At 57.2% G+C, this 25,071-nt stretch carries 20 protein-coding genes and 1 pseudogene; 2 read left to right on the top strand and 19 right to left on the bottom strand.

Translation table 11 applies throughout. From position 1 onward, the window contains the following. Nucleotides 1-49 precede the first annotated feature (49 nt). Nucleotides 50-1,066, bottom strand: coding sequence for an aldo/keto reductase (locus ABIA45_RS05735; RefSeq protein ID WP_404651329.1), 1,017 nt, complete (start codon nucleotides 1,064-1,066; stop codon nucleotides 50-52). Further along, nucleotides 1,063-2,727, bottom strand: coding sequence for an FAD-dependent oxidoreductase (locus ABIA45_RS05730; protein ID WP_404651327.1), 1,665 nt, complete (start codon nucleotides 2,725-2,727; stop codon nucleotides 1,063-1,065). The genes ABIA45_RS05735 and ABIA45_RS05730 overlap by 4 nt, the downstream gene beginning before the upstream one ends. A gap of 765 nt (nucleotides 2,728-3,492) precedes the next feature. Here ABIA45_RS05730 and ABIA45_RS05725 point away from each other — a divergent pair. Further along, nucleotides 3,493-4,176 (top strand): class I SAM-dependent methyltransferase, encoded by a 684-nt coding sequence (locus tag ABIA45_RS05725; RefSeq protein WP_404651326.1) that lies wholly within the window; start codon nucleotides 3,493-3,495, stop codon nucleotides 4,174-4,176. A gap of 4 nt (nucleotides 4,177-4,180) precedes the next feature. Here the strand turns inward: ABIA45_RS05725 and ABIA45_RS05720 are convergent, their stop codons facing one another. The 5 genes from ABIA45_RS05720 to ABIA45_RS05700 all read right to left on the bottom strand — a co-directional run bounded on the left by ABIA45_RS05720 (nucleotide 4,181) and on the right by ABIA45_RS05700 (nucleotide 9,687). After that, nucleotides 4,181-4,906 (bottom strand): polysaccharide deacetylase family protein, encoded by a 726-nt coding sequence (locus ABIA45_RS05720; RefSeq protein WP_404651324.1) that lies wholly within the window; start codon nucleotides 4,904-4,906, stop codon nucleotides 4,181-4,183. Next, on the bottom strand, nucleotides 4,903-6,069 hold the full coding sequence (locus ABIA45_RS05715; RefSeq protein WP_404651323.1) for a glycosyltransferase family 4 protein: 1,167 nt from the start codon (nucleotides 6,067-6,069) through the stop codon (nucleotides 4,903-4,905). Before ABIA45_RS05715 ends, ABIA45_RS05720 begins: the two co-directional genes overlap by 4 nt. 47 nt (nucleotides 6,070-6,116) lie before the next feature. Continuing rightward, nucleotides 6,117-7,100, bottom strand: a complete 984-nt coding sequence (locus ABIA45_RS05710) for a glycosyltransferase (RefSeq protein ID WP_271540811.1) — start codon at nucleotides 7,098-7,100, stop codon at nucleotides 6,117-6,119. 72 nt (nucleotides 7,101-7,172) lie between these two features. Continuing rightward, on the bottom strand, nucleotides 7,173-8,447 hold the full coding sequence (locus ABIA45_RS05705) for an O-antigen ligase family protein (protein ID WP_404651321.1): 1,275 nt from the start codon (nucleotides 8,445-8,447) through the stop codon (nucleotides 7,173-7,175). Nucleotides 8,448-8,673: 226 nt separating this feature from the next. Then, nucleotides 8,674-9,687, bottom strand: a complete 1,014-nt coding sequence (locus ABIA45_RS05700) for a glycosyltransferase family 2 protein (RefSeq protein ID WP_404651320.1) — start codon at nucleotides 9,685-9,687, stop codon at nucleotides 8,674-8,676. Between the two features lie 795 nt (nucleotides 9,688-10,482). Between ABIA45_RS05700 and ABIA45_RS05695 the strand changes: the two genes are divergently transcribed. Continuing rightward, nucleotides 10,483-11,397, top strand: coding sequence for a class I SAM-dependent methyltransferase (locus ABIA45_RS05695; RefSeq protein WP_404655614.1), 915 nt, complete (start codon nucleotides 10,483-10,485; stop codon nucleotides 11,395-11,397). Between the two features lie 71 nt (nucleotides 11,398-11,468). Here ABIA45_RS05695 and ABIA45_RS05690 read toward each other — a convergent pair. The 12 genes and pseudogenes from ABIA45_RS05690 to ABIA45_RS05635 form a co-directional block, all read right to left on the bottom strand. Then, a protein-coding gene (locus tag ABIA45_RS05690) for an IS3 family transposase (RefSeq protein ID WP_404651318.1) occupies nucleotides 11,469-12,655 on the bottom strand; the annotation gives its coding sequence in 2 pieces (ribosomal slippage) (nucleotides 11,469-12,403 and nucleotides 12,403-12,655; 1,188 coding nt in all). Between the two features lie 118 nt (nucleotides 12,656-12,773). Further along, complete coding sequence (locus tag ABIA45_RS05685; RefSeq protein ID WP_404651317.1) at nucleotides 12,774-14,117, bottom strand: glycosyltransferase; 1,344 nt, start codon at nucleotides 14,115-14,117, stop codon at nucleotides 12,774-12,776. Continuing rightward, nucleotides 14,118-15,275, bottom strand: a complete 1,158-nt coding sequence (locus ABIA45_RS05680; RefSeq protein ID WP_109143417.1) for a glycosyltransferase family A protein — start codon at nucleotides 15,273-15,275, stop codon at nucleotides 14,118-14,120. Between the two features lie 115 nt (nucleotides 15,276-15,390). Next, nucleotides 15,391-16,539 (bottom strand): DegT/DnrJ/EryC1/StrS aminotransferase family protein, encoded by a 1,149-nt coding sequence (locus tag ABIA45_RS05675; protein WP_271540800.1) that lies wholly within the window; start codon nucleotides 16,537-16,539, stop codon nucleotides 15,391-15,393. A gap of 506 nt (nucleotides 16,540-17,045) precedes the next feature. After that, the gene (locus ABIA45_RS05670) at nucleotides 17,046-17,561 is read right to left on the bottom strand and encodes a UDP-N-acetylglucosamine--LPS N-acetylglucosamine transferase (RefSeq protein ID WP_404540507.1); all 516 of its coding nucleotides are present in this window, start codon (nucleotides 17,559-17,561) and stop codon (nucleotides 17,046-17,048) included. Nucleotides 17,562-17,731: 170 nt separating this feature from the next. After that, nucleotides 17,732-18,589 carry a glycosyltransferase gene (locus tag ABIA45_RS05665; RefSeq protein WP_271540797.1) on the bottom strand — a complete coding sequence of 286 codons (858 nt, stop codon included), beginning with the start codon at nucleotides 18,587-18,589 and terminating at the stop codon, nucleotides 17,732-17,734. Nucleotides 18,590-18,865: 276 nt separating this feature from the next. Further along, nucleotides 18,866-19,859 (bottom strand): annotated as a pseudogene (locus tag ABIA45_RS05660) (NAD-dependent epimerase/dehydratase family protein). 5 nt (nucleotides 19,860-19,864) lie between these two features. Further along, on the bottom strand, nucleotides 19,865-21,037 hold the full coding sequence (locus ABIA45_RS05655) for a DegT/DnrJ/EryC1/StrS aminotransferase family protein (RefSeq protein WP_271540796.1): 1,173 nt from the start codon (nucleotides 21,035-21,037) through the stop codon (nucleotides 19,865-19,867). A 90-nt stretch (nucleotides 21,038-21,127) separates the two neighbouring features. Then, the gene (locus ABIA45_RS05650; protein WP_271540795.1) at nucleotides 21,128-21,655 is read right to left on the bottom strand and encodes an acyltransferase; all 528 of its coding nucleotides are present in this window, start codon (nucleotides 21,653-21,655) and stop codon (nucleotides 21,128-21,130) included. 14 nt (nucleotides 21,656-21,669) lie between these two features. Then, the gene (locus tag ABIA45_RS05645) at nucleotides 21,670-23,142 is read right to left on the bottom strand and encodes a lipopolysaccharide biosynthesis protein (RefSeq protein ID WP_404651315.1); all 1,473 of its coding nucleotides are present in this window, start codon (nucleotides 23,140-23,142) and stop codon (nucleotides 21,670-21,672) included. Between the two features lie 48 nt (nucleotides 23,143-23,190). Further along, complete coding sequence (locus ABIA45_RS05640; RefSeq protein ID WP_271540854.1) at nucleotides 23,191-24,255, bottom strand: Gfo/Idh/MocA family protein; 1,065 nt, start codon at nucleotides 24,253-24,255, stop codon at nucleotides 23,191-23,193. Nucleotides 24,256-24,539: 284 nt separating this feature from the next. Next, complete coding sequence (locus ABIA45_RS05635) at nucleotides 24,540-25,052, bottom strand: glycosyltransferase (protein ID WP_404651313.1); 513 nt, start codon at nucleotides 25,050-25,052, stop codon at nucleotides 24,540-24,542. Between the last annotated feature and the right edge of the window lie 19 nt (nucleotides 25,053-25,071).

Here is a 25,071-nt window from a genome sequence, read left to right as displayed (position 1 = left end):
TCGCGTCCGACTGATGCAAAGTCAGGCCACTGTCGCCGGTCTGCACCGATCAGAAGCTCAGATCTCGGAAGCTCGCGTCAAGGAACTCGGCAACGTGCTTTCTCGCCAATAATGCGTTCAAGCCCGCGATCTGCTTCTCATCGATAGCTCGACTGCTGACAGATTTCACGTTTGCCACAACATTCGACGGATTGGACGAGAAAAAGATGACGATCCCGTTTTGATTTGCATTCAGCGCATGAGCCAGCAGTAGATGAGCCAGTTCTGTCGAATCGCGTGGATCTACCTGCGTCAGCGAACGCCATTCAGCTGCCATCCGCTCATCGGACAACAATCTATCGAGCAGTACTTTAAATCGGCTGGTAAGGGACGAATGCGTAATCACGAGGCGGTTGGTTGCCGGAACTTTCCTAACGTTCATATTCCAGATGGCACTTGGAATCTGCACAACGTCGAACAGGGCTGCATTCCTTTGGAGGATGGACATCGTCTCCTCCATGCCTGTCGCTATGCCAACGGCGCGAACCTTCCCTTCACGCTTGAGATCATCGAGAAAACGGATCAGGTCCGTTTCCTCTATGTCGGCAGCGCTGCACTCGTGCAGGAGTAGAATATCGAGATAGTCTGTACGCAATTCCTTGAGACTGGTCTCGACACTTCTTCGGAACTCCACGAGTCCAAAGGCTCCGAAACGCGGCAGATAGTTGGACGGCACAGGCAGGTAGTTCTTTGAACTTGGTGCGACATTGTGCAGAAGCCGAATGCTGCGACCCATTGCGCGGACATGAAGTGCGCGACTTTGTGGGACAATGCCCGCCTTGCTTGCCAGAACCAGGCGCTCCCGCTTTCGCGCCGCCAACTCTCCCAGAATGCCCTCTGCGCGACCGGCACCATACATTCGCGCAGTATCAAAATATGTGACCCCACAATCCATAGCTGCTTCGAGCAACTTAAGAGCCTCACGGCGGGTTCGTCGCTTGCTCAACAGTGCGCCGGATCCAAAACCTAGGGGGAGCATGTTTCGCGGAAGGATTTCTCGAAACGGCGCGGCAGCATCCACCGTCATGACGCGCCTCCGGCTAGTCCGAATGCAGCTTCTCGCCTTGTTTGGGCGACGGTGCTCACCGCGTGATGGCATGCGCGCGCGGTCAGAGCGAGGATGGTCAACGTGGGATTTTGCGTACCCTGGGACGGGAAACAGGCACCATCCGTAACGTACAATCCCTGTGCGTCCCAGCACTGGTTATTTGGATCGAGCACGGAGGTCGCGGGGTCGATACCCATCCGGGCGGTCCCGCACTCATGAATCGCGGAGCCAGGCGGGGCCGGCCGTTCATTGACGCGGCTCAACGTCACGCCAGCTGTTGCGGCGATCTCGCGTATGGCAGCTGCCTGATCGCGGGCACGCGCCAAATCCGCTTCGCTATAGCGGCAGTCGATATGCAATACGGGGATTCCCCATATATCCCGTCGTGTAGGATGTAGCGCTACTCGGTTTTCGGCACGAGGAAGCATTTCACCGAAGCTAACCGCAGTAAAATGGGAGCGCCCGTGCCCACCTGGAAATTGATACAACTGCACGCCAAAACCTCGCCCGCCGAGGGGCGCGGGCCTGTCGCGCGCATCGAAGCGTGGAAGGTAAATCGCGCACCCATCTTCGAGCACTGGGCTGGGCTTCAGCGGCGCACCTCCACCCCACCCAGTTACGACAATATGGTCCATCAAGTAGCGCCCCAGCGCGTCAGATCCTGCACCGAGCCCCTGGCCCCCTTTGGATGAACGCGAAAGCAAGAGTATTCGTGTCGACTCTAACGAGGACGCGCACAGAAAGACCAACGGAGCGCAGGCGTGTACGTCGGTTCCACTTTGTTGATCGAACCAGACTACGCCGCGTACGCGACCTGATCGATCAACATCGATTTGCCGTACGACTGCGCCCTCACGGCATCGAAGGCGCCCTGTAAGAGCAGCAGTTTCCAAGGCATCCAGCGGTGCGGCAAAGCGCGTGAGCATCGGCCGCGAGTGAGGCCACCGTACGCGGATAGCTGCCATCAGCGCGAACTGATTCAGTGAAGGTTCAAGTTCTCGCGAGAGGTGACTGTCAGGCTGCCATGGTACGCCATCCATGGCACCGGCAAGCGCTAGCCGTCGCTCGACCTTCGAATACCAGGGGTCCAACTCACCCGGCTCTAGCGGCCAAGGCGCGCTCAATCCATCGCACGGCGCAAGATCGGAGGAGTTCAGCCGATAGTATTGCCGGCCGTGCCCTGGAAGGCCCACGCGTCCGCCGAGCGTTCGCGCTCGTATCCAGACAAAAGGTTGGCTCCGTGGCGTCACGTAAGGCAGGTCATGATCGTCAACAAACGAGTCCGGTGCTCGGCCCCAGATGCTGCAGCGAGATTGGATGGGCTGGCGCAACATGCCGAGGCCTCTCAAGGCCATCTTGCCAAAGGGAACAACCGCAGGAGGGAGCAACCGAAGTGTCGCAGGGTCCGCGAGCCTACGGCTCATGCTGGCTATAGCTCGGCGTATCCCGGTCGTTCGCGGCGAATTCTGCCACCCGGCCTCAAGCACAAGCACGCGCAGGCCAGCCTCGGCGAGTAAGAGCGCCGCCAATCCCCCGGCGGCTCCCCCGCCGATCACGATCGCATCCTGCGCTCCCGGGCGCCGCAACTCCTCAATCGTCGTGGTACCTAATACACCTGAAAGCGCCGGCCCGATCTGCATGACAACTCCCTTCAGGCGAAAATTGGTCGAGGGCTAGCATGCCAAACGGATAGCGATGGGCCACCAGCTGTAAGCAGCGACTTAAGACAAATGCATCGACGAACCCGGTAACCGAGTGCCCCGGGTCTAAGCCTTAGGCGCAACCGCCCCGGCAATGCACGCAGTGAAAGGGAAATTATCGCTTGGGCAAGTTCAGCAAAACCATTGCTCATGGCTTTGATTTTCTGTGACAAATTGCAAAAACAAATAATGATAGGCGCAATTAAATATATCCGTCAACCGTTAATGGCATTTAATTTCTGCATTGCACAACCCGACCCGTTTCTCCGAATATCTGGGGTGTGTAGCTCCTGCCAGAAAGAACTACCTTTTCGCAGGCAATATTCCCGGTCGGCCATCAGCTAGAGGCAATGGTTGAGACCTGAATCCGCGGCACCGGAAGTCCCGATGTGGCAGCGTCCAGCCACTACCTAATGATGCTCGCGTGTTGGCAGCGGGGGCGAGTTACTGGGGACGTGCCGTGATTCTGCGGGCGTGGTACTCTCGATCCGATCACGGAGCGATACGAGCGCAAGACGTTCACGGTAACCGTTCCTTGGCGGCTCACGGACAAAGGTCCGAGATGCGCCAGCGAATTGGCCGAGCGACAGCTCACCTCACAGGACTATGAAATCTGCAGTTCTCGCCCGCCGTATACTCTTGATCTATCGATAACTTCACCTGTATTAAACTATCTGACGTCGAATACGCGTTGGCAGGTTGGGAATGCTCGCAGCACTTCACTACCACGCATGGCGCCGGGTGCGCGCCGCGTACTATGCCTTCGGATTGGCCCGGCTGCCTTTTGGCGACGCGCTGGGGCGCGCCGTTAGCGAGTGGGAGACTGCGCAGGGGTTCGGTGACAGCCCAAAAGCGAAATCCACTTGGGACGCCGAGTACAGCGATGGTCTCTGGACCTACATGCAGCGCGAAGTAGCTCGCTACTGGACACTCATTGGTTTCATGGACGCTTTTAGACGTGGCGGCGAGTACCTGGAAATCGGCTGCGGAGACGGCATGCTATTCGAGCGCTTCAAGCAGCTTGGATATGAACGCTATGTCGGAGTGGACATCTCTGACGTGGCAATCGAGAAGCTCCGTCTGTACAACGACGATCACACTGACTTTTCTCAGGCTGACGGCGACGTGTACGAGCCCGACGGCCGTTTCGATGTCATCGTCTTCAACGAGTCACTCTTCTATTTGCGCGACCCCGTTCGGTCGCTCGAGCGCTACGCACAATCACTCAAACCGGGGGGCTGCATCATCGTCTCGAACTACACCGCATCGCGGCGATCATTGGCAGTGTTGCGGGAGGCAAAGCGCGCATTCGAGGTGGTCGACGAGGCCAAGACGACTCAACGAGCGATGTCCTGGCTTTGCACAGCACTGAAACCGCCCAAATACTAAAGCGCTAGTGATACCGCAAGCGCATCAGTTGGCGATAGAGCCCGAGCTTTGTGCTGATTTTCCAGGAAACACCGCGCATCGCATCCGGATCGCGCAAGTGGCGGCGCATGTACTCCGCATCCATGTTGTTCGTCAGACAAAGGCGGGAGTACAGAAAAGATTCGAAGCCGCGATGATATCCAAGCTGGATTGTAAAGAGGTGTGTGTAGCCAGCCCTCAACGCCGCCTCCCAGACCCGTCGGGAAAACCGTCCATATGGGAAAGCGAAGAGAGCTACCTGTCGGCCAAGGCGATCCTCGAGCATCGACTTGGACACACCGAGCTCGCGCTCTAGCTCTGCGTCCGAGACAGTCGTCAAATCGACGTGGGCCATGCCATGTGAGCCGATTGCAACACCCCCCTTTGCAAGCTCTTCGATCATATCCCAACTCATACGTCCCGGCGAGCCTACAAAATCTACCGGGATAAAGGACATGAAACCCGGAATACGACCGGCCGTCATGTAACGGGCGTAGACATGCGTATAATCCGAAAGAAATCCATCGTCGAAAGTCAACAGGACCGTGCCGGTGCCGTAGGATGTCGGATCGGAGCAGTGCTCCAGAAAACTCCGAGGCGAGACCAGCGCTTCCCCGCAAAGTGCGAGATGCGCTTCGAACGTTTCATGAGTCAGGCACCACGCGTTCGACGGCGAGGCTTCCACCAGCTCATGATAGTTCAAGACGATCATAGAGTTTCTATCAGATCTGAAACCCGCCGGGCCCAAGCCTGCCAGTTCAATCGGGCCTCGAAGGCGTCGCGGCTTGATTGTCTCAGGCGTGCCAGCCGATCCTGGTTAGCAAAGGTCTCGAAGATGACCGCCGCATAGTCCGCCCTCGTCGCTTTCGGTGGCAACAACAAGCCCGTCTCCCCGTTTCGGATCGCGCAGGGGACGCCGCCAGTGGCCGGCGCAATGCTCGGTACTCCATGGGCCGCGGCTTCACAGAACACGATTCCATAGCAATCCGCCCGGGTTGGCAGCAGAAATAGATCCGCGTCCCGATAGAGTTGATCCAATCGGTCGCGCTGTTCGCGATCACGCTTGTCGAGATAAGGGATGATCGTCAGGCCATCCTGAGCGACTGGCTTCGGCGGAGTACATCCACAAATCACGAGCTCCGCTTCCATGCCCCTCTTCCTCAGTTCAGCGAGGACGCCGACCGCGATGTCAGCGCCCTTCTCCTCCCAGTTGGCGCCAATGAAGAGGAGACGGCAGGGACCCGGCTTGCGGCGACCTAGCACGGAGGCACGATCCGGCGCTTCTTCGAGGTTGGCGCCCCAAGGAATGACATGCACCCGGCTACGGTCGGCACCGTAGTCCCTGATGGCAGATTCGGCTGCCCATTCCGACGGGTAGAGGATCAGATCCGCACGCGCGATCGTGTCCCGCTCCACGCGTTCAGCGACGTCCCGAGCACCTCGCGACAAGTTTCGATAGTTGGGATGGTAGTTCTCAATGAGCCGAAAGGTCGCGTCGGACGCATAGACGAGCGGAACGCCGTTAGGCACACTCCATGCAAAGGTAGACCCGGCCGGCGCGAAGACGATATCGGGCGACACCGCTCGGATTTTACGCGCTGAGTCCGCTGCATATTGTGCAACGACCGCCCCCGCATGCAAAGGGGAACGACCGCGCCCGCGAAAGGCACGGCAAAGCCTGGAATACGCCTTGTAGAGAGGCAGTATCGGTGCGCTCAACGGACCGATATGGACCACCTCGTGACCCTCACCTGCGAGCGATCTCGACATGTGAAACGGGGTACCGGACCAGAACCTGACCAGGCGCCCATCCCCGATCGTGGCGAATGCAATCCGCCGTGCCGCCGGCCTGTCGGAAATGTGTTTCTGAGTCATTCTATTCCCGCACACACGGCCATCGACCACTTCGCCGGAAAGATCTCTCATGGAGCGAGCGAGCGATCGCTGGATAGAAGTAGCTTTTTCAAACCCGCAGTAAGCGACAGAGGTATAAGAGCCACGCCGGCTCTCATAACGAGAGGTACGTGCCCCGTTTCGGCAAATCCTCGAGCGTAGGTTGAGATCGATTTCATTCGTCTTCCCGAGTGCAGATAGATCCATCCCAGATCCTTGCAATGCCGAGCGATTGCACGATTTGCCGCCTCGAGTGCTTCGCGATCTCGCCGAAGCCCCTTCTTCTCGCTCACTGCCAGCTGCAGCAAGGACAACTTATCCTCCTCCTGGAGTCTCGATAGGGTTGAATCCTCGAGCACCCGCATAACTGCAAGCTTGCGATCGACGTATCCAAATCCGTAATGCTTCGAGATTCTCAGGTACAGTTCCCAGTCCTCGCCCGAACACCATGATTCATCATAACCTCTAAACTCATCCAGAACAGTACGCCGGATCAATACCGCAGTCGGTTTGATAGGCACTTCTTCCAACAAACACAGATACATCTCACGGCTGCTGAAGAGAACAACATCGAAATCAGAGCGCGCGCGCGATGCGAGCAGTTTCGGAAATGCACGCATGCTTGAAACAATTGACGAGACGGATTTGCCGCGATCGACCTCAACGTCACAGAACACCGCGCCAACCTGACGATGACGCAGCAAAACATCGACGAGACTGCTGAGCATCTCCGGCTTCCACAGGTCATCCGAATCCAGATGAGCAATGATATCGCCGTTGGCGGCCTTTATGCCCGTGTTGCCTGCCGCACTGACCCCGCGATTGCGATCGTGCCGAATGTAACGCACTTTATCGCTTCGAAACTGTTCCACCGCCGCGGCCGTGCCGTCTGTAGATCCATCATCAACGACGATTATTTCAAAATTCCCATACGTCTGATTCAAGGCACTCTCGATCGCTTCGCCGATGATGTACGCACGATTGAAAGTTCGTATGATAATGGAAACTTTCATGCTTTAGTCCTGCGCAGCGAGAAATCCTGATCGGCATCCCTGCCAGCGTAATGACCTCGCGGTCCACCGTCCTCAAATGCCTCCGCTAATGGGGTCGCACCTCGTTTGCGCCGCTGGTGCGGCTCTATCGCGCAATATCGCGGTCTCCGCGAGGTTCGCTCGCATTCCGGTAAACACGGCGATGAGGATCCAACAGATGCCCCAAAAGTGCACAATGAACCCTAGAAAAGCGATCGTCGTTATTACAATTCCGAGCGCCACTGATAGCCGTCGCTCTTCGGAAGTAAGACTAGGCGATTTGTCGATCGAGCCGAGCCAGCATGCGCTGGCAATTGTCAGAAGGATCAACGCGCTCCCCGGAATTCCATACGACATTGCGGTGGCAAGCCAAAAGGCATCCACGCTCGAACTCACGAGCGCGCCATGCGACTGCCAATTCCAGTCGCCGTTCAAACCAATTCCGAAGATCGGCGAACCGAGGACCACAGGCCCTCCCGTGTCCCAAATTGCTTGACGGGCCCAGGCCGCCTCCGGGCTTACTCCGCTGAGTCGCACAAGGGTTGCGACCGGGCTGCCCGAGAAAGTGAAAACAACAAGGAGTAGAGCGGTCACACACAACCCGACTAACTTCCATCGGGCAGTGAAGCGAGGGCTTGCAGCATAGAAACTCGCCAGCGCAAACCCGATCAGATAAGCCAGCAATGGACTGCGCGCCTGCGAAAACCACACACCGATGAGGGCGATGCCTGCCACACCCCAGCCGAGTGCCTGGTGCCTGAACGTAGTGAAGGCCACGACCCCAAACCAAACGCAAACAGCACCGAACAATATGGAATGCTCGAGCGGCCCCATGGCGCGAGCGACACCATCCCGGTAGAACGTGTCAGCCCTGATTGCCAATGGTCCATCGTAACTGAGCTTCGTATAGCCAGTAATACCTTTGATGAACTCATAGGTGAACAGCTTATCACTCAGCGGGTCGAGAAGCGCTATGCCGACGATCAGAATCATCAGCTTGCAGGAGAACCGTGCTATTCGAACGGAACTATCGACCGGACCGAGGAGAAACCGGAACGTCAAGTATGCGCCCACAAACGTAAGCGCCTCGATTCCGGCCCCTTTAAAACCCGCCGGACCATCAGTGACTGTGGCAGCCAACATCATCCAAACACCCGCAAGCGGGGCCAAGATGTCCGATGGGACGCAGACGACGGTTCGCGCGCCCAGACGCTGTCCAAGCTGCTGTAGCGCGGCGATGAAGGAACAGAAAATTAGAACTCGAGCGACCGAGAGGCGAAAATCGCCGACGAAGAAAGACAACCCTTCGGGCAAAAAAATCGCGACCAACAGTAGCTTCAGATACAGTTCGGTCCCCCAACGCGACGCCCCCGCCGCGCGAACAACTGGACTCCGCTGCCGACCGTACAGATACGTAAGCTGAGAACCCGGCTCCAATTCTAAGCTTTTGCGAGTCAACGCGAGTACCTCAAATATCTGAGACGTTTCTGCAAACAGCCAACGCGCTCGAAGCCGAGGCGCCGCACAAAGGGACGGTTCCTCGCTACGAGGCGCTTCATTTCGTCGTCTCCAGGGGAGTCGCCAGGAAGTCACGACGCAGGCGGCTCGCTACGCTGGGTGAAATCAAGGCGTAAACCAGCGCCTTATAGTAGTGCGGATCCGCTGGGTGCAAACACGCGCATTGCCAACCCGTCTTTAATGCAGACAACCGACGGTTCGACTTACGCCAATCCAGCACGCTCTTGATGAAATGGGCGGCGATGTTGTTGTCTAGTAAACTGTTGTTAGACCGTCTGTAGCCGCACATCGCATCCGCGCACCCCTGCTCAAACCGCAAACCGCGCCGCTCGCATGCTCGCTTGAAGACATCGACCTCAAACTGCTTCCGCCAGGTTGGCGCCCGCCGGCTGAGGGAATTGGGAAGAATGCGGTAGGCATAGAGGCACTCCCCCAATACGATCATCGGATGCACCTCCCCGATTCTCCATATGTAATCGCAGGTCTCGGCAACCATTAACGACGGCTCGAACCGGATATCGCCAACCAACGACATTCGAAACATTCCCGTGGGATCGAGAGCCGGCATTTGAAAGGCTCTGATCTCGGACTGGCAGTCGCTCTCGCTTTTCGGCGAAAACACGGGTGCCATGAATCTCTCGTTGATGATGAGCTCGTTACCGCAAAATACGGCAGCCAAATGCGGGCTGTTGAGCAGCGCACGAACCTGCTTTTCTATTCTTGTTGGATAGCTGATGTCGTCCGCGTCTTGAATTGCGTAAAACTCGCCGCGGATCTGATCGAGCGCTCGATTGACAGCAACAGGCTTGCCTGAGTTCGCTTGATGGATCACGCGAACGCGCTCATCTACCAGCAAATCCTGAACTGAGCTGAAGCAGCCGTCCGAACTACCATCGTCGACGATAAGAATATCGAGATTCCTGTATGTCTGATTAATTATGCTCAACAGCGACGGTCGAAGATACTTGCCGGCGTTGTACACGCACATCACGACCGTAACCAAGGGGCCTTCGGCCATTCCTCCAGCCTTGGGCGGATGTGCCTTGGACATCACGAAATGCTCCTGGTCAGTCGAGCCTGACACGCCAGCGCCATCTGCAAGACCTCCCGGTTCGCTGGCCCAGACTTTTGCAATGCTTCAGCGCACAAGCCAAGAATGCCTTTCTCGGGTTCCGCCGGTGACGCAGTCCGCAAGCACATCAAACTTCGCCTACTCACCGCTTTGTCTGCGCTCAAGAATGAACCTCGGCGTCACCTCGGGAGGCATGGCATACCGCCTGTCAGACCCGGAGCCCCTCGGAAGGCCCCCTCGCCGCCCAACATAATTAAATCGATTTTAAATTTCAATCGCCTTCTGATTAAATGCAGCAAAGCGTCTTTGGTTATATTATAACAGGGGGCTTCGACTGAAGTACCGGCCCCGCACCCCCGATCACGCTCCACATTCACGGGGTGCGGCCGGCGAAGCCCACGCCGGCGCAGCCTAATCCCCGGCAGCGCGGGCTTCGGTTGAACTGTAGCGAGAGTTCTCGGGTTAAAACATACGATCTCTAACGATTTAATTTGGACAACCTTCATTTTACTTATTATATTCATCGCAAATACAAGAAGGTTTGACCCGGGACACCAACGGAGTTCCGATTGATTGCCCGCGGGCCGCGACCCGGCGAGAACGACAGGCGGGGCCTGCAAAGTGACAGCCCAGTCAAAGCGTTGGACGGAGCGATCAGGCCGAAGGCATAGGCAAGTTCGTCAGTCTCGCATCATAGTTAGGACACTGCACCTCTACGGCCTCACCCATCGCTGAGCCGCAATTCGATCCGCCGTCGTGGCTAGGTACTTGAAGATGATTTGTAAAACTTGCTTGTCAGACCGCGAACACCGCCATCACGTGTTTACTGAGATGATGTTTGGCACAAGAGAGCAGTTTGAGTACCAGGAATGTAATGATTGTGGGACGATCCAGCGCCTATCGGATGTAGCCGATGAGAGCCGCCTTTACCCCGATGGGTATTACTCATTTTCCAAACCTTCGCGAAACTCGCGTATTGCCGCCCTCAGGGACGCGCACGCACTTGGCACCAAAAGCATATTGGGAGCCGTGACGTCCTTTGTGAGGTACGACCCCATCGTAGCGGTCATCGGATGCTTTGGAATTGATCCCAGTTCTCGGGTGCTAGACGTAGGCTGCGGGTCCGGGAAGCTTCTCTACAGAATGTCTGCGGCAGGGTTCAAGAACCTTACAGGGGTCGATCCCTACATTGTCGAACCAACAGCAGGTGCCGTGACGATCCAAAAATCGGATCTTCAGAGTATGTCCGGCGAGTTTGACTTCATCATGTTCAATCATTCACTAGAACACGTGCCTGAGCCGGACCACAGTCTTAGCAATGCAAGAAGGCTACTTGCCGCCGGCGGCCGCATTCTGGTTCGCATTCCAACCTCATCCTCGCATGCGTGGAGAGAGTACGGCCCGAACTGGGTGCAACTGGATGCGCCACGCCACGTTGTGATACCCTCTCGCAAGGGAATGAATGCATTGGCGGAACGCTGCGGTTTGCGCGTAAGGCAATCAATTGACGATTCGACTGCATTTCAGTTCTGGGGAAGCGAGATGTACAGGAACTCCAAGCCGCTCGCGTCATCCAGACCAAATGATGTGTTCAGCCGGCGGGAAATGAGAGGGTTTGCCAAGAGAGCGGCAAAGCTGAATATTGAACAACAGGGCGACCAGGTAGCTTTCCTGCTGAACGCTGCCTAGGGCCGGATCACCGTAAGTCCAAGCCGAGGCTCAGGCCTGAAGTGCAAGGGCATTGACCTGCCACTGAATTTTCATCCAGCGGGAGTTAGAGTCTCGGGGTTTTGTACGCCAAACGGCGCGGGTGGAGCAACGGACGATCGGCGGAGCTGGTCGGGGTTGCGCGGCCGATCGTCCGTTGCGGTGAGGTGGGCGGCATAGGCCGCGGGGGTCAGGTATTTCAGCGACGAGTGGGGACGCTGGAGATTGTAGTCAGCGATCCAGGCAACGATCTTGGCGCGGGCGTCGTCGAGATGGAAGAATAGGGTCTCATTGAGCAGCTCATCGCGCATCCGGCCGTTGAAACTCTCGACGAAGCCATTCTGCATCGGCTTTCCCGGTGCGATGAAGTGCCAATCGATGGCTGCGTCCTTGCACCAGGCGAGCATGGCGTTGCAGGTGAACTCGGTGCCATGGTCGGACACGATCATTCCTGGCTTGCCGCGTCGCTCGACGATTGTCGTCAGTTCGCGGGCTACGCGCCGCCCCGAGATCGACGTCTCCGGAATGGCGCCCAGGCATTCCCTGGTGACGTCGTCGACGATGTTGAGGATGCGGAAGCGTCGACCATTGGCGAACTGGTCGTGAACAAAGTCCAGCGACCAGCGTGCGTTGGGCCTCGCCTCCACCAGGATCGGAGCTCGGGTCCCCACGGCCTTGCGGCGAGCGCGCCGCTTGCGGACGGTGAGCCCTTCCTCGCGATAAAGCCGGTAGATCCGATTGATCCCCGACGGCTCGCCCTCCCGCCGCAGCAGGACGAACAGCCGGCGGTAGCCAAAACGTCGCCGCTGGTTGGCGAGGTCGCGCAGCCTGCCACGGAGAGCCGCTTCCGGAGGACGGCTGGAGCGATAGCGGATCATCTTCCGATCCGCGCCCACGATCGAACAGGCCCGCCGTTCCGACAGGCTCATGACGGCCTGCAGATGCGCGACCGCAGCGCGCTTGGCGGCGGGCCCTACCATTTTTTTGAAAGGAGCTCGCGAAGGGCGGCCGTATCAAGCATCTGCTCGGCCAGAAGCTTCTTCAGCTTCGCGTTCTCCTCCTCCAGGGCCCTCAGCCGCTTCGCCTCGGAAACGTCCATGCCGCCGAATTTGGCCTTCCAATTGTAGATCGTCGCTTCGGATATCCCATGCTTGCGAGCCAAATCGGCCGTCTTCGCCCCGGCCTCATGCTCCTTCAGCACCGCGATAATCTGCTCTTCCGTAAACCTTGCTCGCTTCATTTGTCCGTCCTTCGTCAGGTCGGACTCTAACTCCTTCTGGAGGAATTACTCAGTGGCAGGTCAGGTCCCATTGATCCGCACCAGGGCAGTGGCGCTGTGGACCGATGAGACCTCGTAGCTAATTGAAAGCTTCACCGGAAGGTTGCCCTGCGGAGGCGTGAGACCTCGGCGAGGACATTTTGGCCTTCCTTGAATCGATATATGCAACCACCTTGCTCATTGAGGCAAAAAGAGCACTGTTTGAATATTTTTCTAGAACGATGCTTTCGGCGCTTGCCACAAGCGCGTCATAAACCGTTTCGTTGCTTAAGGTTCTATACGCCTCGCAAAAGCTACGATCATCACTGAACTCCAAAAAATGGACGCCAGACACCACATCCAGCCCTTCTACACCTTTCCTTGTAGACATAATGGGCCTCTCCAAGAGTGCCGCCTCCAGAACCTTTAACCGCGTCCCGCTACCCTCAAGCAACGGCACAATAACCGCTCTACATTTCTTGTAATACTCGATCACATCAGGGACATCGGGATGCAACTCGACTCCCTTTGAGCGAGCGCAAGCTTCGATCACCTCTGGCAATGGCTCACGTCCAACAACCAAAAGAACGGCATCGGGGTACATATCCCTATAGAGCGGATACACGTTCTCCAAAAACCAAAGCAAGCCGCTGACATTAGGCTGATAGTGAAGCGCACCAATGAACAACAAAATGTGTCGCCTGGCGAACCCGCTCCCCATGGGGAGTTTTCCTGAACCTCTCATCCCCAACGTGTTTGGCACAACGAAGATACTTTCAGAGGCCTTTTCACCCCACAGATCTGATTTATCCTTCTCGGAACATACCAAGCAGGCGCCAAAGCCGGTCACACAACGCGTTTGATAGTAGGTCAGAAGCACCTTGTTTACGGCGCGGAACAGTTTCCTTAAGGCATTATTCGTCGGAGCAAAAAGCGTATCATAGAGCGAAAGGGTCAAGACATCATCAATATCAACGATGACCTTCATTTTCGCCGTCTGTGACAACCCAAAAAACCCGGCGGTATTCCGGAGGTATCGCACCAGCACAAAATCGTAGCCGCCAAACTCTATTAGCGCGACCAACTTCTCCATCGAGGCTTTGCTATACTCTCTAACGGGATACGGAAAGCCACGAACCGAAATTCCGAACCGTCCCCGCAAGGTTCTAGGGTACTCCAGCTTCTGTAAACAATACTTCCCAGAGAATACGTCATCCTTTTCGAGATGTTCCCCCGCTCCTGCCATCTGTCGCAGACTGGAGGGCAAATCCGAGAGATACGCAATATCGACGGGCCCAAGGCCGGCAAAGTAACGTGCGAGATTCATAGTTCTGATGTCAGCGCCAAACTTCTCAGGCAGAGGAAACCTGTCGCTGATCACTAGGGTCTTCTTCATCGAACTTACAGCAAAAGAGTCGGTTAAACTCGGAAACTGATCCTTCAATCAGCCTCGCACCAAATGCTCTCGAGCGGTTCGCAGCAACTCGCGAACCTGCCGGCCTGGACCACCGAATGAAAGAACAATCAACTTCAAGAACACCGGCAGCATGAAAGGCTTCAGCTTCAATCCCTTCAAATAATATGATCTCGCTGATACAGAATCGCCCTCTGAATAATAGATCTCAGCCAACGCCACCATGATGCGTGAACGGATCCACGCCTTCTCCTGCTCGGTATAAGGGCTGCGATCGAGTGTCGCTTCCACCTGCTGAAGATCTATAGTGGACCAGGATGTCTGCCCCATCCACGAATAGGGTTTTGAGGCACAATGTTTGGCATAGAAGTTGGCGAGCGCACCCAAGCAAGCCTTATATACTGTCAGGGCGCCTTTCTCCTTGGCAGCCTGCGATATCATCGTGATGACGGCCAACTCGGAGTGCCAGCAGATATCGATCTTCTCTTGAGTGATGGCGTTTGTCATACTGAGTTCATGTTCACGGTAACACACCATCGGCTCTGCAAAGTATGCGACGTGATAGTTCAAGGAGAACAATAGCCACATGTACCAATCGCCGCCCCATATGAAATCGACCGGAATTCCGGCCCATACCACGTCGACCGGATAGAGGCTCAGTTTCTCGTAACAGTCACGTCGAACAAGCACCGACGCAGCCAGAATCGCATTTCCTTTTACTTTCAATGAGTGCTTGATGATCTCCTCTCCCCTGACGATCGTATCGACGTCTCCATAGGTCGAGTAATCTATCACTGCACCTTCTTTTCCACGTCTCAGGCTAACCCCGGGGCAGAAGGCAAGGCCGACCTCCGGATGATTTTCCAGGGTTTCGACGTATCTTTGCAGTATGTACGGTCGGCGCAAGCGATCATCGGCCGATATAAGCCAAACGTACTTCCCTCGACTTAAAAGTATTCCCTTGTTGTAATTCCGGAGCGCTCCCAGATTCTGCTCGTTCCTGACATAGGTAACTCGGCTATCTGTGAATGTTCTGGCAACTTCTTCCGTGTTGTCCGGAGAGCAATCATCCATGATGAGGATTTCGAAATCCTCAAAGGTCTGCGAGAGGATGCTGTCGACACATTCTGGCAGGAAAGCAGCCAGTCGGTAGCAAGGGACGACAAAGCTAACAAGCGGCTTTTGCATTTGGAATAACTCGCCTATTGTGGATCCGCACTTTGAAGAGCCTAAGCCGTAACTTGCTCGATGACGCGCCATGAAGAGCGCACAGGGCGTCTTGGGCCTTGAGGAACGCGGCCTATTACAATGCAGAGGCTTGGAGCTCCCTTCGCAACGCGCAGGCGACCCGCTCCTGATCTTCCTCGTTCATCTGCGCGTAAATTGGCAACAGAATCGAATTGTCCTGCGCGAACTCGGAGTGCCGCAGATCATGGCGGTGCTTGTCCTTGGCGTAGGGCGCTTCCCGGTGCGAGCACATAATGCCGCGTCGAGTCGCGATGCCCTGATCGAGCAGGCTTTGCATGATCTTGAGCTGGTCGACGCGGTCCGGCAGCCCAACGCAATAGCTCTGCCAGTTGGACCGCGCCCATTCGGGCTCGATCGGCAGTCTCAGGCCTCTGAAATTGCCGAGCATTTCTCGATAGCGGGCCGCGATCGCGCGGCGTCGAGATACCAGTGCAGGCAGCCGCTCGAGCTGCTCGCGTCCGACCGCGGCCTGTATATCGGTCATGCGGTAGTTGTAGCCGACTACCAGATAGTCCTCGAAGATCACCTGCTGTGAGCCGTGCCGCACGATGTCCGGAACGCTCATGCCATGCTGGCGCAACAGCCTGAACTTATGGTCGAGCTTCGGATCGGAGGTGGTGAGCATCCCACCCTCGCCGGTCGTGATGACCTTGCGGGGATGAAAGGAGAAGCATGCGATCCGCCCATGCGGCTTGCCGACGCGCTCCCAGCCGCCATCCACTCGGATCTGGCTGCCGGCGGCGCAGGCCGCATCCTCGATCAAGATGATGCCCTGGCGATCGGCCAGCGTGGCGAGGGCTGTCAGATCGCAGGGCATACCCATCTGGTGGACGGCGATCACCGCGCGTGTGCGCCGAGTGATCGCTTCGGCAACCCGCTTAGGGTCGATATTGTATGTACCGGGATCGATGTCGACAAAGACCGGAGTCGCGCCGCAATACCGGATGCAATTGGCCGTGGCGATAAACGAGTGGCTGGCCGTGATGACCTCGTCGCCAGGCCCAATCTCCAGGGCGACGAGCGCCAAATGCAGGGCGGTTGTGCAGTTGGAAACGGCGCAGGCATAAGGCGCACTAACCAGGGCCGCAAAATCGCGCTCGAAGGCTGCCACCTGTGGGCCCTGCGAGACCCAGCCGGAGAGTACAGCTGCGCGAGCTGCGTCGGCCTCCTCCTCAGCAACGAACGGTAATGCGATTGGAATCATGGGATTATCGCCCTCCTGCTGGCGAGCCGCCCAGACCAACCCCCGCCCCCGGACCTGGCGCTACATCGATCTCAGAACTGGCCCGACGATCTTGAGCTTTCAAACCTGACAAGGGCATCAAGGACTATTCCTATCCTGGAGCGCGATGCGGTGTGGCGATTTATTTGTCATAGATTATTATATTAAGTCAATTAACCCAAAGATAATAAATCAATCTAATGTAGATGTCCGCCACTGTCGGGGGCAGCTTCAGGCGCCAACCTGCCTTCCTTGCAGCCGACGCGCACGCACTACGGTCGCCTAGCCGAACGTCACGCGACACCACCGCGTCAGCGCAGATGGTCGCCCGGGGGCAGCCGCGATCCAGTCCCCCTCGAGGAGGCATGACTATCATCCACTTTCAAGCTTGAGGTAATCATGCAAGCAATGCCGTCACGAGAAATCACGGTGCGCGAAGACATGGAGCTGCTGGTCCAGCTGCGACGGCATTCCGACCGCCAGGAAACTCATAGCACCGCGCCTGTGTAATGAGGTCCCTCAGGTCGCGCCAGATGGGGCCACTGCGTCAGCCAGAGGTCGGCGCAATGACCAATACGGTCGCCCGACATCGAAAGCTGCTCGATGTTGGCGATGCTGTCGAGCCAGATAGTGCGCGCACCCATCATTTGTCCAAACCGTAGTGCCAAATATCCCGGAGCGGCACCCGTCGAAACGACAATGTCCGGCCTTTCATTCCAAACGATCCAGGCCATTCTGCGCGCCGCCTTCAACAGCGCGAGTTTGGTCAACCGGTTAGCATCATTGACAAGGTAGAATTTGTGGTCGGGCACCTGCGCTTGATAGGAGTCGTGGACGGTAACGAACGTGACTTCGCAATGCTCGAAGGCGGGTTTGATTCGCAACAGCTGCACCCAATGGCCCCCACCCGAAGAGACCGCCAGCAGTTTCGGCCGAGTGCCGGGTGACCGCGGCGTGTTGTTCTTGAGCAACGGCTTGCGGTGAAAGACCGGGCTGAGAAGCATGGGCTGGCCTCCCTCGAACGCTGCAGGCTCGCAAGCTCCCATGAACGGATCGGGTCCTCGACGCCTGCATTTAATATTTAAATTTAAATTAACAGGCCGCCATTTATAATCAAGTGATTTATATGCCCGCAACGTCCGATTCCCTGCAATGCGGCCACTCAACTACAATCCTATTTGATTGAATCTGGTAGCATCGCGCGGGAAGTTTCGTCGCGCTGCCAAGGATGAGCTCCACGTCGGGAGCCCAGGGTAGCCTTACAGCGAGCAGCAATGTTGACCCCACAATAAATCAAGAGTCCGGCCCATAAGCGAGGTTCCTTGAACAGCGCAATGAGGGCCCGGCCATTCGCCGGTCCTTTGTTGACGCGCAATTCAGGAAAGCGCCGGGCGAGCTCGAATGTTCCCCTGTAGGCACGAGTTCTGACGGCGATAAGCTGCAGCAGAGTGCGTGGGGCGAATACCGTGGACCTAACGCGGGGCAGTGTCTCCCGCTCTTCTGGTCTGAACTGAAGTCGAACAAAGGTGTCATCAGCGGTGATGTCTGGAAATTGGCCGAACCGCTTGCGTCCCGCCTCAGATAAGGCATAGACGCCAGAACCGCCGATACCTTCCCGCGAAGATGGCAGCCGTGACCGGATTCCGAAGTATTTACGGACGAGCCAGGAACACCCTGCCAGATTGATGTCGGCTGTAGGCGCAACCGCCAGAACGTCACCTTCATCGAGGCGTCTTGCCAAAGCCAGAATGGCATCAACGGTAATCAGAATATCGGCATCAACATAAATCCGCGGAAAAGCGTCCGCGATTTGATCGCCAAGGTTCAGAGCGTGGGTCTTCCTTGCGATGTTCGATTCCACAACATTGACGGCTGGGCCGAAACGCCGGGCGACGTTCGCAGTGTCGTCTGAGCACCCGTTGCAGACGACGACCACACGGATCTGGTCCGAAGCTGGGTTGCCAACCCATTGCCTCAACGTCCGTGCGATCACAGAACTCTCATTGTGGGCTGGGACGACGATCGAAATCATGAATGGTCCGGTCGAGATCGATCAAATTTGCGTACCTCTCTGAGGCTGCCACAGGTTCGATCAGCCTCATGGGGTGGTTCAGCCTCACAGGCGATGGCTTTGCGGGGGCGCGGCACAGGCATCGACCGAGCCGACAACAGGGGCGAACCCGTGCTCACCCCCGTCTGCGGACTCTACCTAACCTAGCCGGATGGCAGGGCCGCGCGTTCCGCCTCGCCCTCGAACGCTCCGACGCCCAAGCAGAGAGAACGGCCGGGCGCGCCGCTGCGATCGGAATCACGATGCCGCCGCCTGCCGCTGATGATCCGAAGCGAGCTCGCGCTCGGATCGCCACCATTTCACGAGATCTGCGAGCCCCTGCTCCAGCGATACCGTGGTGCGGAAGCCCAGCAAACGCTCTGCCTTACCCGTCGAGGCCAGCCGTCGCGGTACCGGATTGACCGAGCGCTCCGGCGCGAATTCGGGCGTGAGGCCGCGGTGCCCCATCACCGAGGCAAGCACCTTGGCCAGCTCGGTCAGGCTTGTTTCAGTGCCGCTCCCGACGTTAAAGACCTCATCGGTAATCTTTGCCCTGGCGGCAAGGATGTTGGCACGCGCGACGTCACGGACGTGGACGAAATCCATGGTCTGACGGCCGTCGCCAAAGATAACCGGAGGCAATCCGGCTTCCAGCCGCTCCATCCAGCGGATCAAGACCTCGGTGTACCGTCCGTGGATGTCCATCCGGCTGCCATAGACGTTGAAATACCGGAATGCCACATAGTCGAGGCCGCATGCATCGTTGAAAGCCCGCAGTAGCCCTTCGTTAAACGCCTTGGCGGCCCCATAGAGGGTTCGGTTATTGTAGGCATTCTGCCCGCTCTGTCGTCGGAAACTCCTCGGCCATTCCATATACCGATGCCGAAGAGGCCGCGATGATCTTCTCAATATCGTGCTTGATGCACAGCTCCAGCAGGTCGTAGGTGGCATCCACCATGACCTCCTTGGCCAGGCGCGGTTCGGCCGCACAATGAGTGATGCGGAGCGCGGCCTGATGAAAGACGATGTCGGCAGCCTTGACTAACGCTTCCATCAGCTTGCGATCGCGAATGTCGCCGTGAACCAGCCTTACGGGCCCACGCCCGAGCGCCCGCCGGAGATTTTCCGGGCGGCCTCTGATCATGTTGTCGAGGGCAACAATCTCGATGCAGCCCTCGTCGCAGAGCAAATCAACGATGTGGGAGCCGATAAATCCCGCCCCGCCGGTGACCAGAACGCGTTTACCCTTGATATCGATCAAAACGCTCTCCTGTTGTGGGACCATGTGAAGCTTTGTGGATGCTCCGACCGGGTGCTGATGGCCGCGCTAGGCTGCAGCGCCCCACTCCTCAATATTCCGACAACCTCGGCCGTCCGTTCCGGCGGCAGCTCGGGATAGATGGGAAGAGAGAGGAAGTCGTTCGCGAGCATCTCAGTGACGGGGAGATCACCGGCCCGATAGCCGAGTTCTGCATATGCCCTCTGCAGATGCACCGGGACGGGATAGTGAATCCCGGCGCCAATCCCGGCATCACGCAATCGCTTCAGCGCGTCGTCGCGGCGCTCCGATCTGACCGCATAGACGTGATACACGTGGCGGGCGTACTGGGGCGGCTGGGGACGCGCGAATGGAAGACCAGAAAGCAGTGCATTGTATCGCTCAGCCAGCGACCGACGTGCATCCGTCCAATGCTCAATATAGTCCAGCTTGACATTCAGTACCGCACTCTGGATTTCGTCCATGCGATAGTTGTATCCGGCGATGACGTGGTCGTACTTCGCCTCCTGCCCCCAATCCCGCAACAGGGATACGCGGCGTGCGAATTCAGGCCGGTCGGTGACGACCGCCCCACCCTCGCCAAACGCTCCGAGGTTCTTGCCCGGATAAAAGCTGAAACATCCCAGATCGCCGATCGAGCCTGCGCGACGTCCGCGATATTCCGCGCCGTGCGCCTGCGCGGCGTCCTCAATGACCACCAGCCCGTGACGACGCGCTATGGCCATTATCGGATCCATGTCGGCCATCAGCCCGTGGAGGTGAACTGGCAGAATCGCCTTGGTTCGCGGCGTGATCGCAGCTTCGATCAAGCTGGGATCCATCGTCCATGTTACCGGGTCAACGTCGACAAATACCGGCCTGGCGCCGCTGTAGAGAATAGCTGCGGTTGTTGCGACGAACGTCATGGAGACCGTGATGACTTCGTCACCGGATCCGACGCCGGCCGCCAGCAGAGCAAGGTGAAGCGCCGAGGTGCCACTGTTCACCGCGCGACAAGCGGTGGTCCTGCAATAGTCTGCAAAACGTTCCTCGAAGGCTGTGACCTCGGGTCCGAGCACAAAGTGCCCGCTACTGACGACCCTCGCCACTGCGGCGTCGATTTCCGGCTTGATCTGGCTGTACTGCGCTTTCAGGTCCAGGAAGGGTATCAAGATTCAAAGCCTTGATTTGACCGAGATTATATTGGCCATTTAAATCCACCTATTAAATTTAATCAAGCGTTAATTCAAGCGGAATATATATTACCGGTGATAGTCTTTCTGAAGCGACTCTGCTGAGCTACGACCGCTTGGCACCCCGTCTTCAGCAGCGGACAGAATCCGAGCGGGCACGCCGGCCACGACTGCGCCGGGGGGAATGTCCTTTGTCACGACCGCTCCCGCACCTACGGAGGCCCCCTCTCCGATCGTCACGCCGCATAGAATGGTCGCGTTCGAGCCGATGGAGGCTCTCCTGCCGACGTGAGTGCGCTGAAGTGTCCAGTCCGAAGCCAGCTGAGGACGACCATTTGCGGTTGTCGCCTTCGGATATTTGTCGTTCGTGAACATCACGCCGTGACCCACGAAAACTTCGTCTTCGATCGTGACGCCCTCGCAGACGAAGGTATGCGACGAAATCTTACAACGCGCACCTATCTTTGCCCCCGCCTGAATCTCGACGAAGGTTCCAATTTTGCTCTCGTCGCCAACGGTGCAACCATACAGGTTGACCAACTCGGGATGAAATATCCTGACGTCACGGCCGAGCTTTACATCCTTCGTTATGGGCATGGTTGTTCTCCAGATTATGCCGGACGTGATCGACGCAGCCTCGGCGCACTCCGGAGGAGCCCGTCTACAAGGTGGCGAAGCTGATGCAGCAGCGGATGGTCGGTCATTATCAATCCGCACCACCAGCCGAGGCCGGCAATGGGGAACGAGAGTATCAGGCCGGTCAGGGAAGTTAGCATGCCCACTTCGATCAACGCGGCGCAAGCCAGTACACCGGGGGCCATAGTGAACGTCACCAGGCCGCTCTTCAGAGAGGCGCGGAAAAACTCCCCTGAACTGAAGGCCAGATGACGTTTGACGAAATATATCACCACGGCTGCCTGGAACGGCAGTGTTGCGAGGGCCGCGCTTGCGACAGCCTCTACGCCGAAAAACGACGCGCACAGAACCACCAGAAGCGAAGGTGGTAGCGAGATGAGCGAAGACACCAAGGCGTCGCGCACGCTTCCGACCGCGAGGAACACGGGATAGGTAAGGCAAGCCGCGAATAGCGCGAGATTTGCAATGCAGAGAATGCGGACCAAAGGAACTATTTCCAGCCACGTCTGCCCGAGCCAAATCAGAACGATCGGCCGAGCCATGAGCGCGACAAAAATCAAGAACGGCCACTGCACAGCCGAAAGGAGTTCAACGGCCTCGAGATAGACGGCCTTCAGATCCGCCCCTGCCCTGCGTTGTGCGACAATCGCCGGCATGATGACAGGACTTAGAGCCTGCGCGACGAGCCGGTCGAACATTTGTGTCAGATTGGTAGCCCGGGTGTACAGACCGACAGATCCAAAATCCAGGATCTTGGCGAGCAGCAGCTGCGGCGCCAGATTGTAGATGAGATTGATGACGCTGACCGCGCTGGAGTAAAGACCGAAGTTGACTACCTCGCGATGCCCGAGCAGCGATGGACGCAACGCGCCCCAGTCACGATGATTGGCTAGCAGCATCACGGTGAATACAATGCTCCCCGCCAATCCGCCCCAGATCGGCGCCATGTAGCTGAATCCCGCCATCGCAAGCACGATCGATGTGAGCGCAGTCGCCGCCCCGGTTGCCAGGTTGCACACGGCCAGCGTGCCGAATTTCATGTCGCGGCGGAGCAGAGCAGATATGGTTCCGTGAAACGGGACTAGAACGAAATTCAGCGCTGACACCTGTATGCCCTTTCTGAGACTGTCCTGGGCGAAGAGCTCCGAGAGCGGGCTCGCAAGCACGAACAGCAGAAGCGCAATTGCTACCGATATTCCGAGCGTGATGGTGAACGCGGAGCGAACGTCCGCCGTGGATAATTCACGCTTCTGAATCAGGTAGTTTCCGCCCCCGAACTCAAAAAAGGATGCGCCAATCACCGTCGTGATGGCAGTGACGACTGCGTAGACCCCGAATTCTGCCGGCGAAAGCAGACGAGCGAGGATAGCGGTGGCAACGAAGACCAGGATAAGGCTGCCATAGCGATCGGCCGCTGAAAACAGGATGGAACGTTCTACCGAACTCATCGCGAGACCGTCGCGCTGTTCGCGGATAGCGTGTCGCCTGCCAATGCTTCAGACCGTCGCCGTCGCACGATCCGGACTCCTGTACTCCTGCCGCTTCAGTAGGACTGGCTTGCCGTGTTCGGCGATCGACCGAGATGCAGCCTCCAGGACCTCGATCACCCGCAGTCCGGACATGCCGCTCGAGATCGATGGCGTCCCATTGCGCACACAAGCGACGAAATGCTCGACCTCGACCTGCAGCGCTTCCTTAGGGGCGACGTGGGGGGCCCACATATCGCCAGCCCGATAACCGATCCGGAATTGATGGGCGTGGTCGGAGGGGCCGTCCACGGTGATACCCTTGTCATACACCTTGATCTTTTCCGTCGGTTCAAGGTCGTCATAGACGATCATCTTCTTGCTGCCTCCAATGAACGTCTGGCGGACCTTGATTGGCGAGAGCCAGTTGACGCTGATATGGGCAACGCATGCGCTATCGAAGAACAATGTGATATGGGCCATGTTTTCCGGCGAGCCGGCCACATGGCACGATCCCGTCGCCGAAACTGCAACAGGCTTCTCATCCAAGATATGGTGGATAATCGAAATGTCGTGCACCGCTAAGTCCCAGATCACATTGACGTCGCTCTGGAACAGGCCAAGGCTGGCCCGCGTGCTGTCGTAGTAATAGACTTCACCGAGCTCTTTCTTAAGCAAGAGCTCGCGGATTTTCCGCACGGCTGGCGTATAGACGAAAGTGTGATCCACGCTCAATATCAGACCGCGCCGAGCCGCCTCATCGATCAGGCGTCGGGCCAAATCTGAATTCTGTGCCAGCGGCTTTTCAACCAGAACGTGCTTTCCTGCCTTGAGCGCGGATAGCGCCAATTCATAATGTGTATGAACCGGCGTAGCGATGGCCACGGCATCGATGGCCGGGTTCTTGAACAGTTCGTCGTAACAGGACGTCGTTATCGCTCCCGGATAGAGACGCTTGCTGGTCGCGAGCTTCTCCGGATCAAGGTCGCTTATGCCGATTAGACGTACCGAAGGATGAGCAGCGAAATTGCGGACCAGGTTCGGTCCCCAATAGCCGTATCCGATAACCCCAATTCCAACTGTATCGCTCGACATAATTGCACCAGTGATCAAAACTCGCGTGAGGTTTTCAACTTGCTTGGTTAGTTCGATAGTCCTGGCGATGGCCACACCGGTGGCCTACGCGGCCAAATGAACGCGGACAGACGCTCAGTGTGTCTAGGACATTCCAGCTCACGGTTGCCATGGCGACGCCGAGCATGGCTGTGCGCTTTTTCTGGCAATCTTCGTTGCTGGCTTAGGCGGAGGTCTCCGTCATCGTTACGGCACGACTGGAGAGGAGAAGAAGCTCGGCCGTATTGTAACTTCATATCCACCGCCTAAGCTGAAGCGCTGTTAGGTCCGGAACGAACATGTCCCGTTTCGATGAAAGTCCGAATTGCCATGATCAGCTGCGGCGATGCTTCACCACCGAGGCGTTCGCATCGACTGACGATGTCCAATTGATCCAATTTCTCCGTTAATTCCCGTTCTTCGAAAGCGACTTCGATACGGCCTTGCGCAGCGAACTGTTTTGCCGTTGCGATCTGATGATCGTTTCGGTGTTCACCCAGGCACGCACGACGTGGCATGACAATGATTCGTTTTCCGAGCTCGAGGGCGGTGATAATGGAGCCCATGCCTGCATGAGCGATCACCACGCTTGCCGCCTCGACGCAACTTTTGAATCGACTTGGGTCAATGAATCGTTCGGTACGGATGTGCCTGAATGGATAGTTTGATGGCCCGATCTGAGCGAAAACATCGCTTCCTGCGTGTGCACCGGCCCATTCGTCGACCGTTCGGATCAGACGGTCGAATTGCACTTGCGTACCGACTGTTACGAAGATCATAACGCGGATCCTTCATAGA

Origin of the sequence: Bradyrhizobium sp. USDA 336 (genome assembly GCF_044908355.1) — a bacterium.
GTDB lineage: Bacteria > Pseudomonadota > Alphaproteobacteria > Rhizobiales > Xanthobacteraceae > Bradyrhizobium > Bradyrhizobium yuanmingense.
This window is presented reverse-complemented; position numbering and strand designations above follow the sequence as displayed.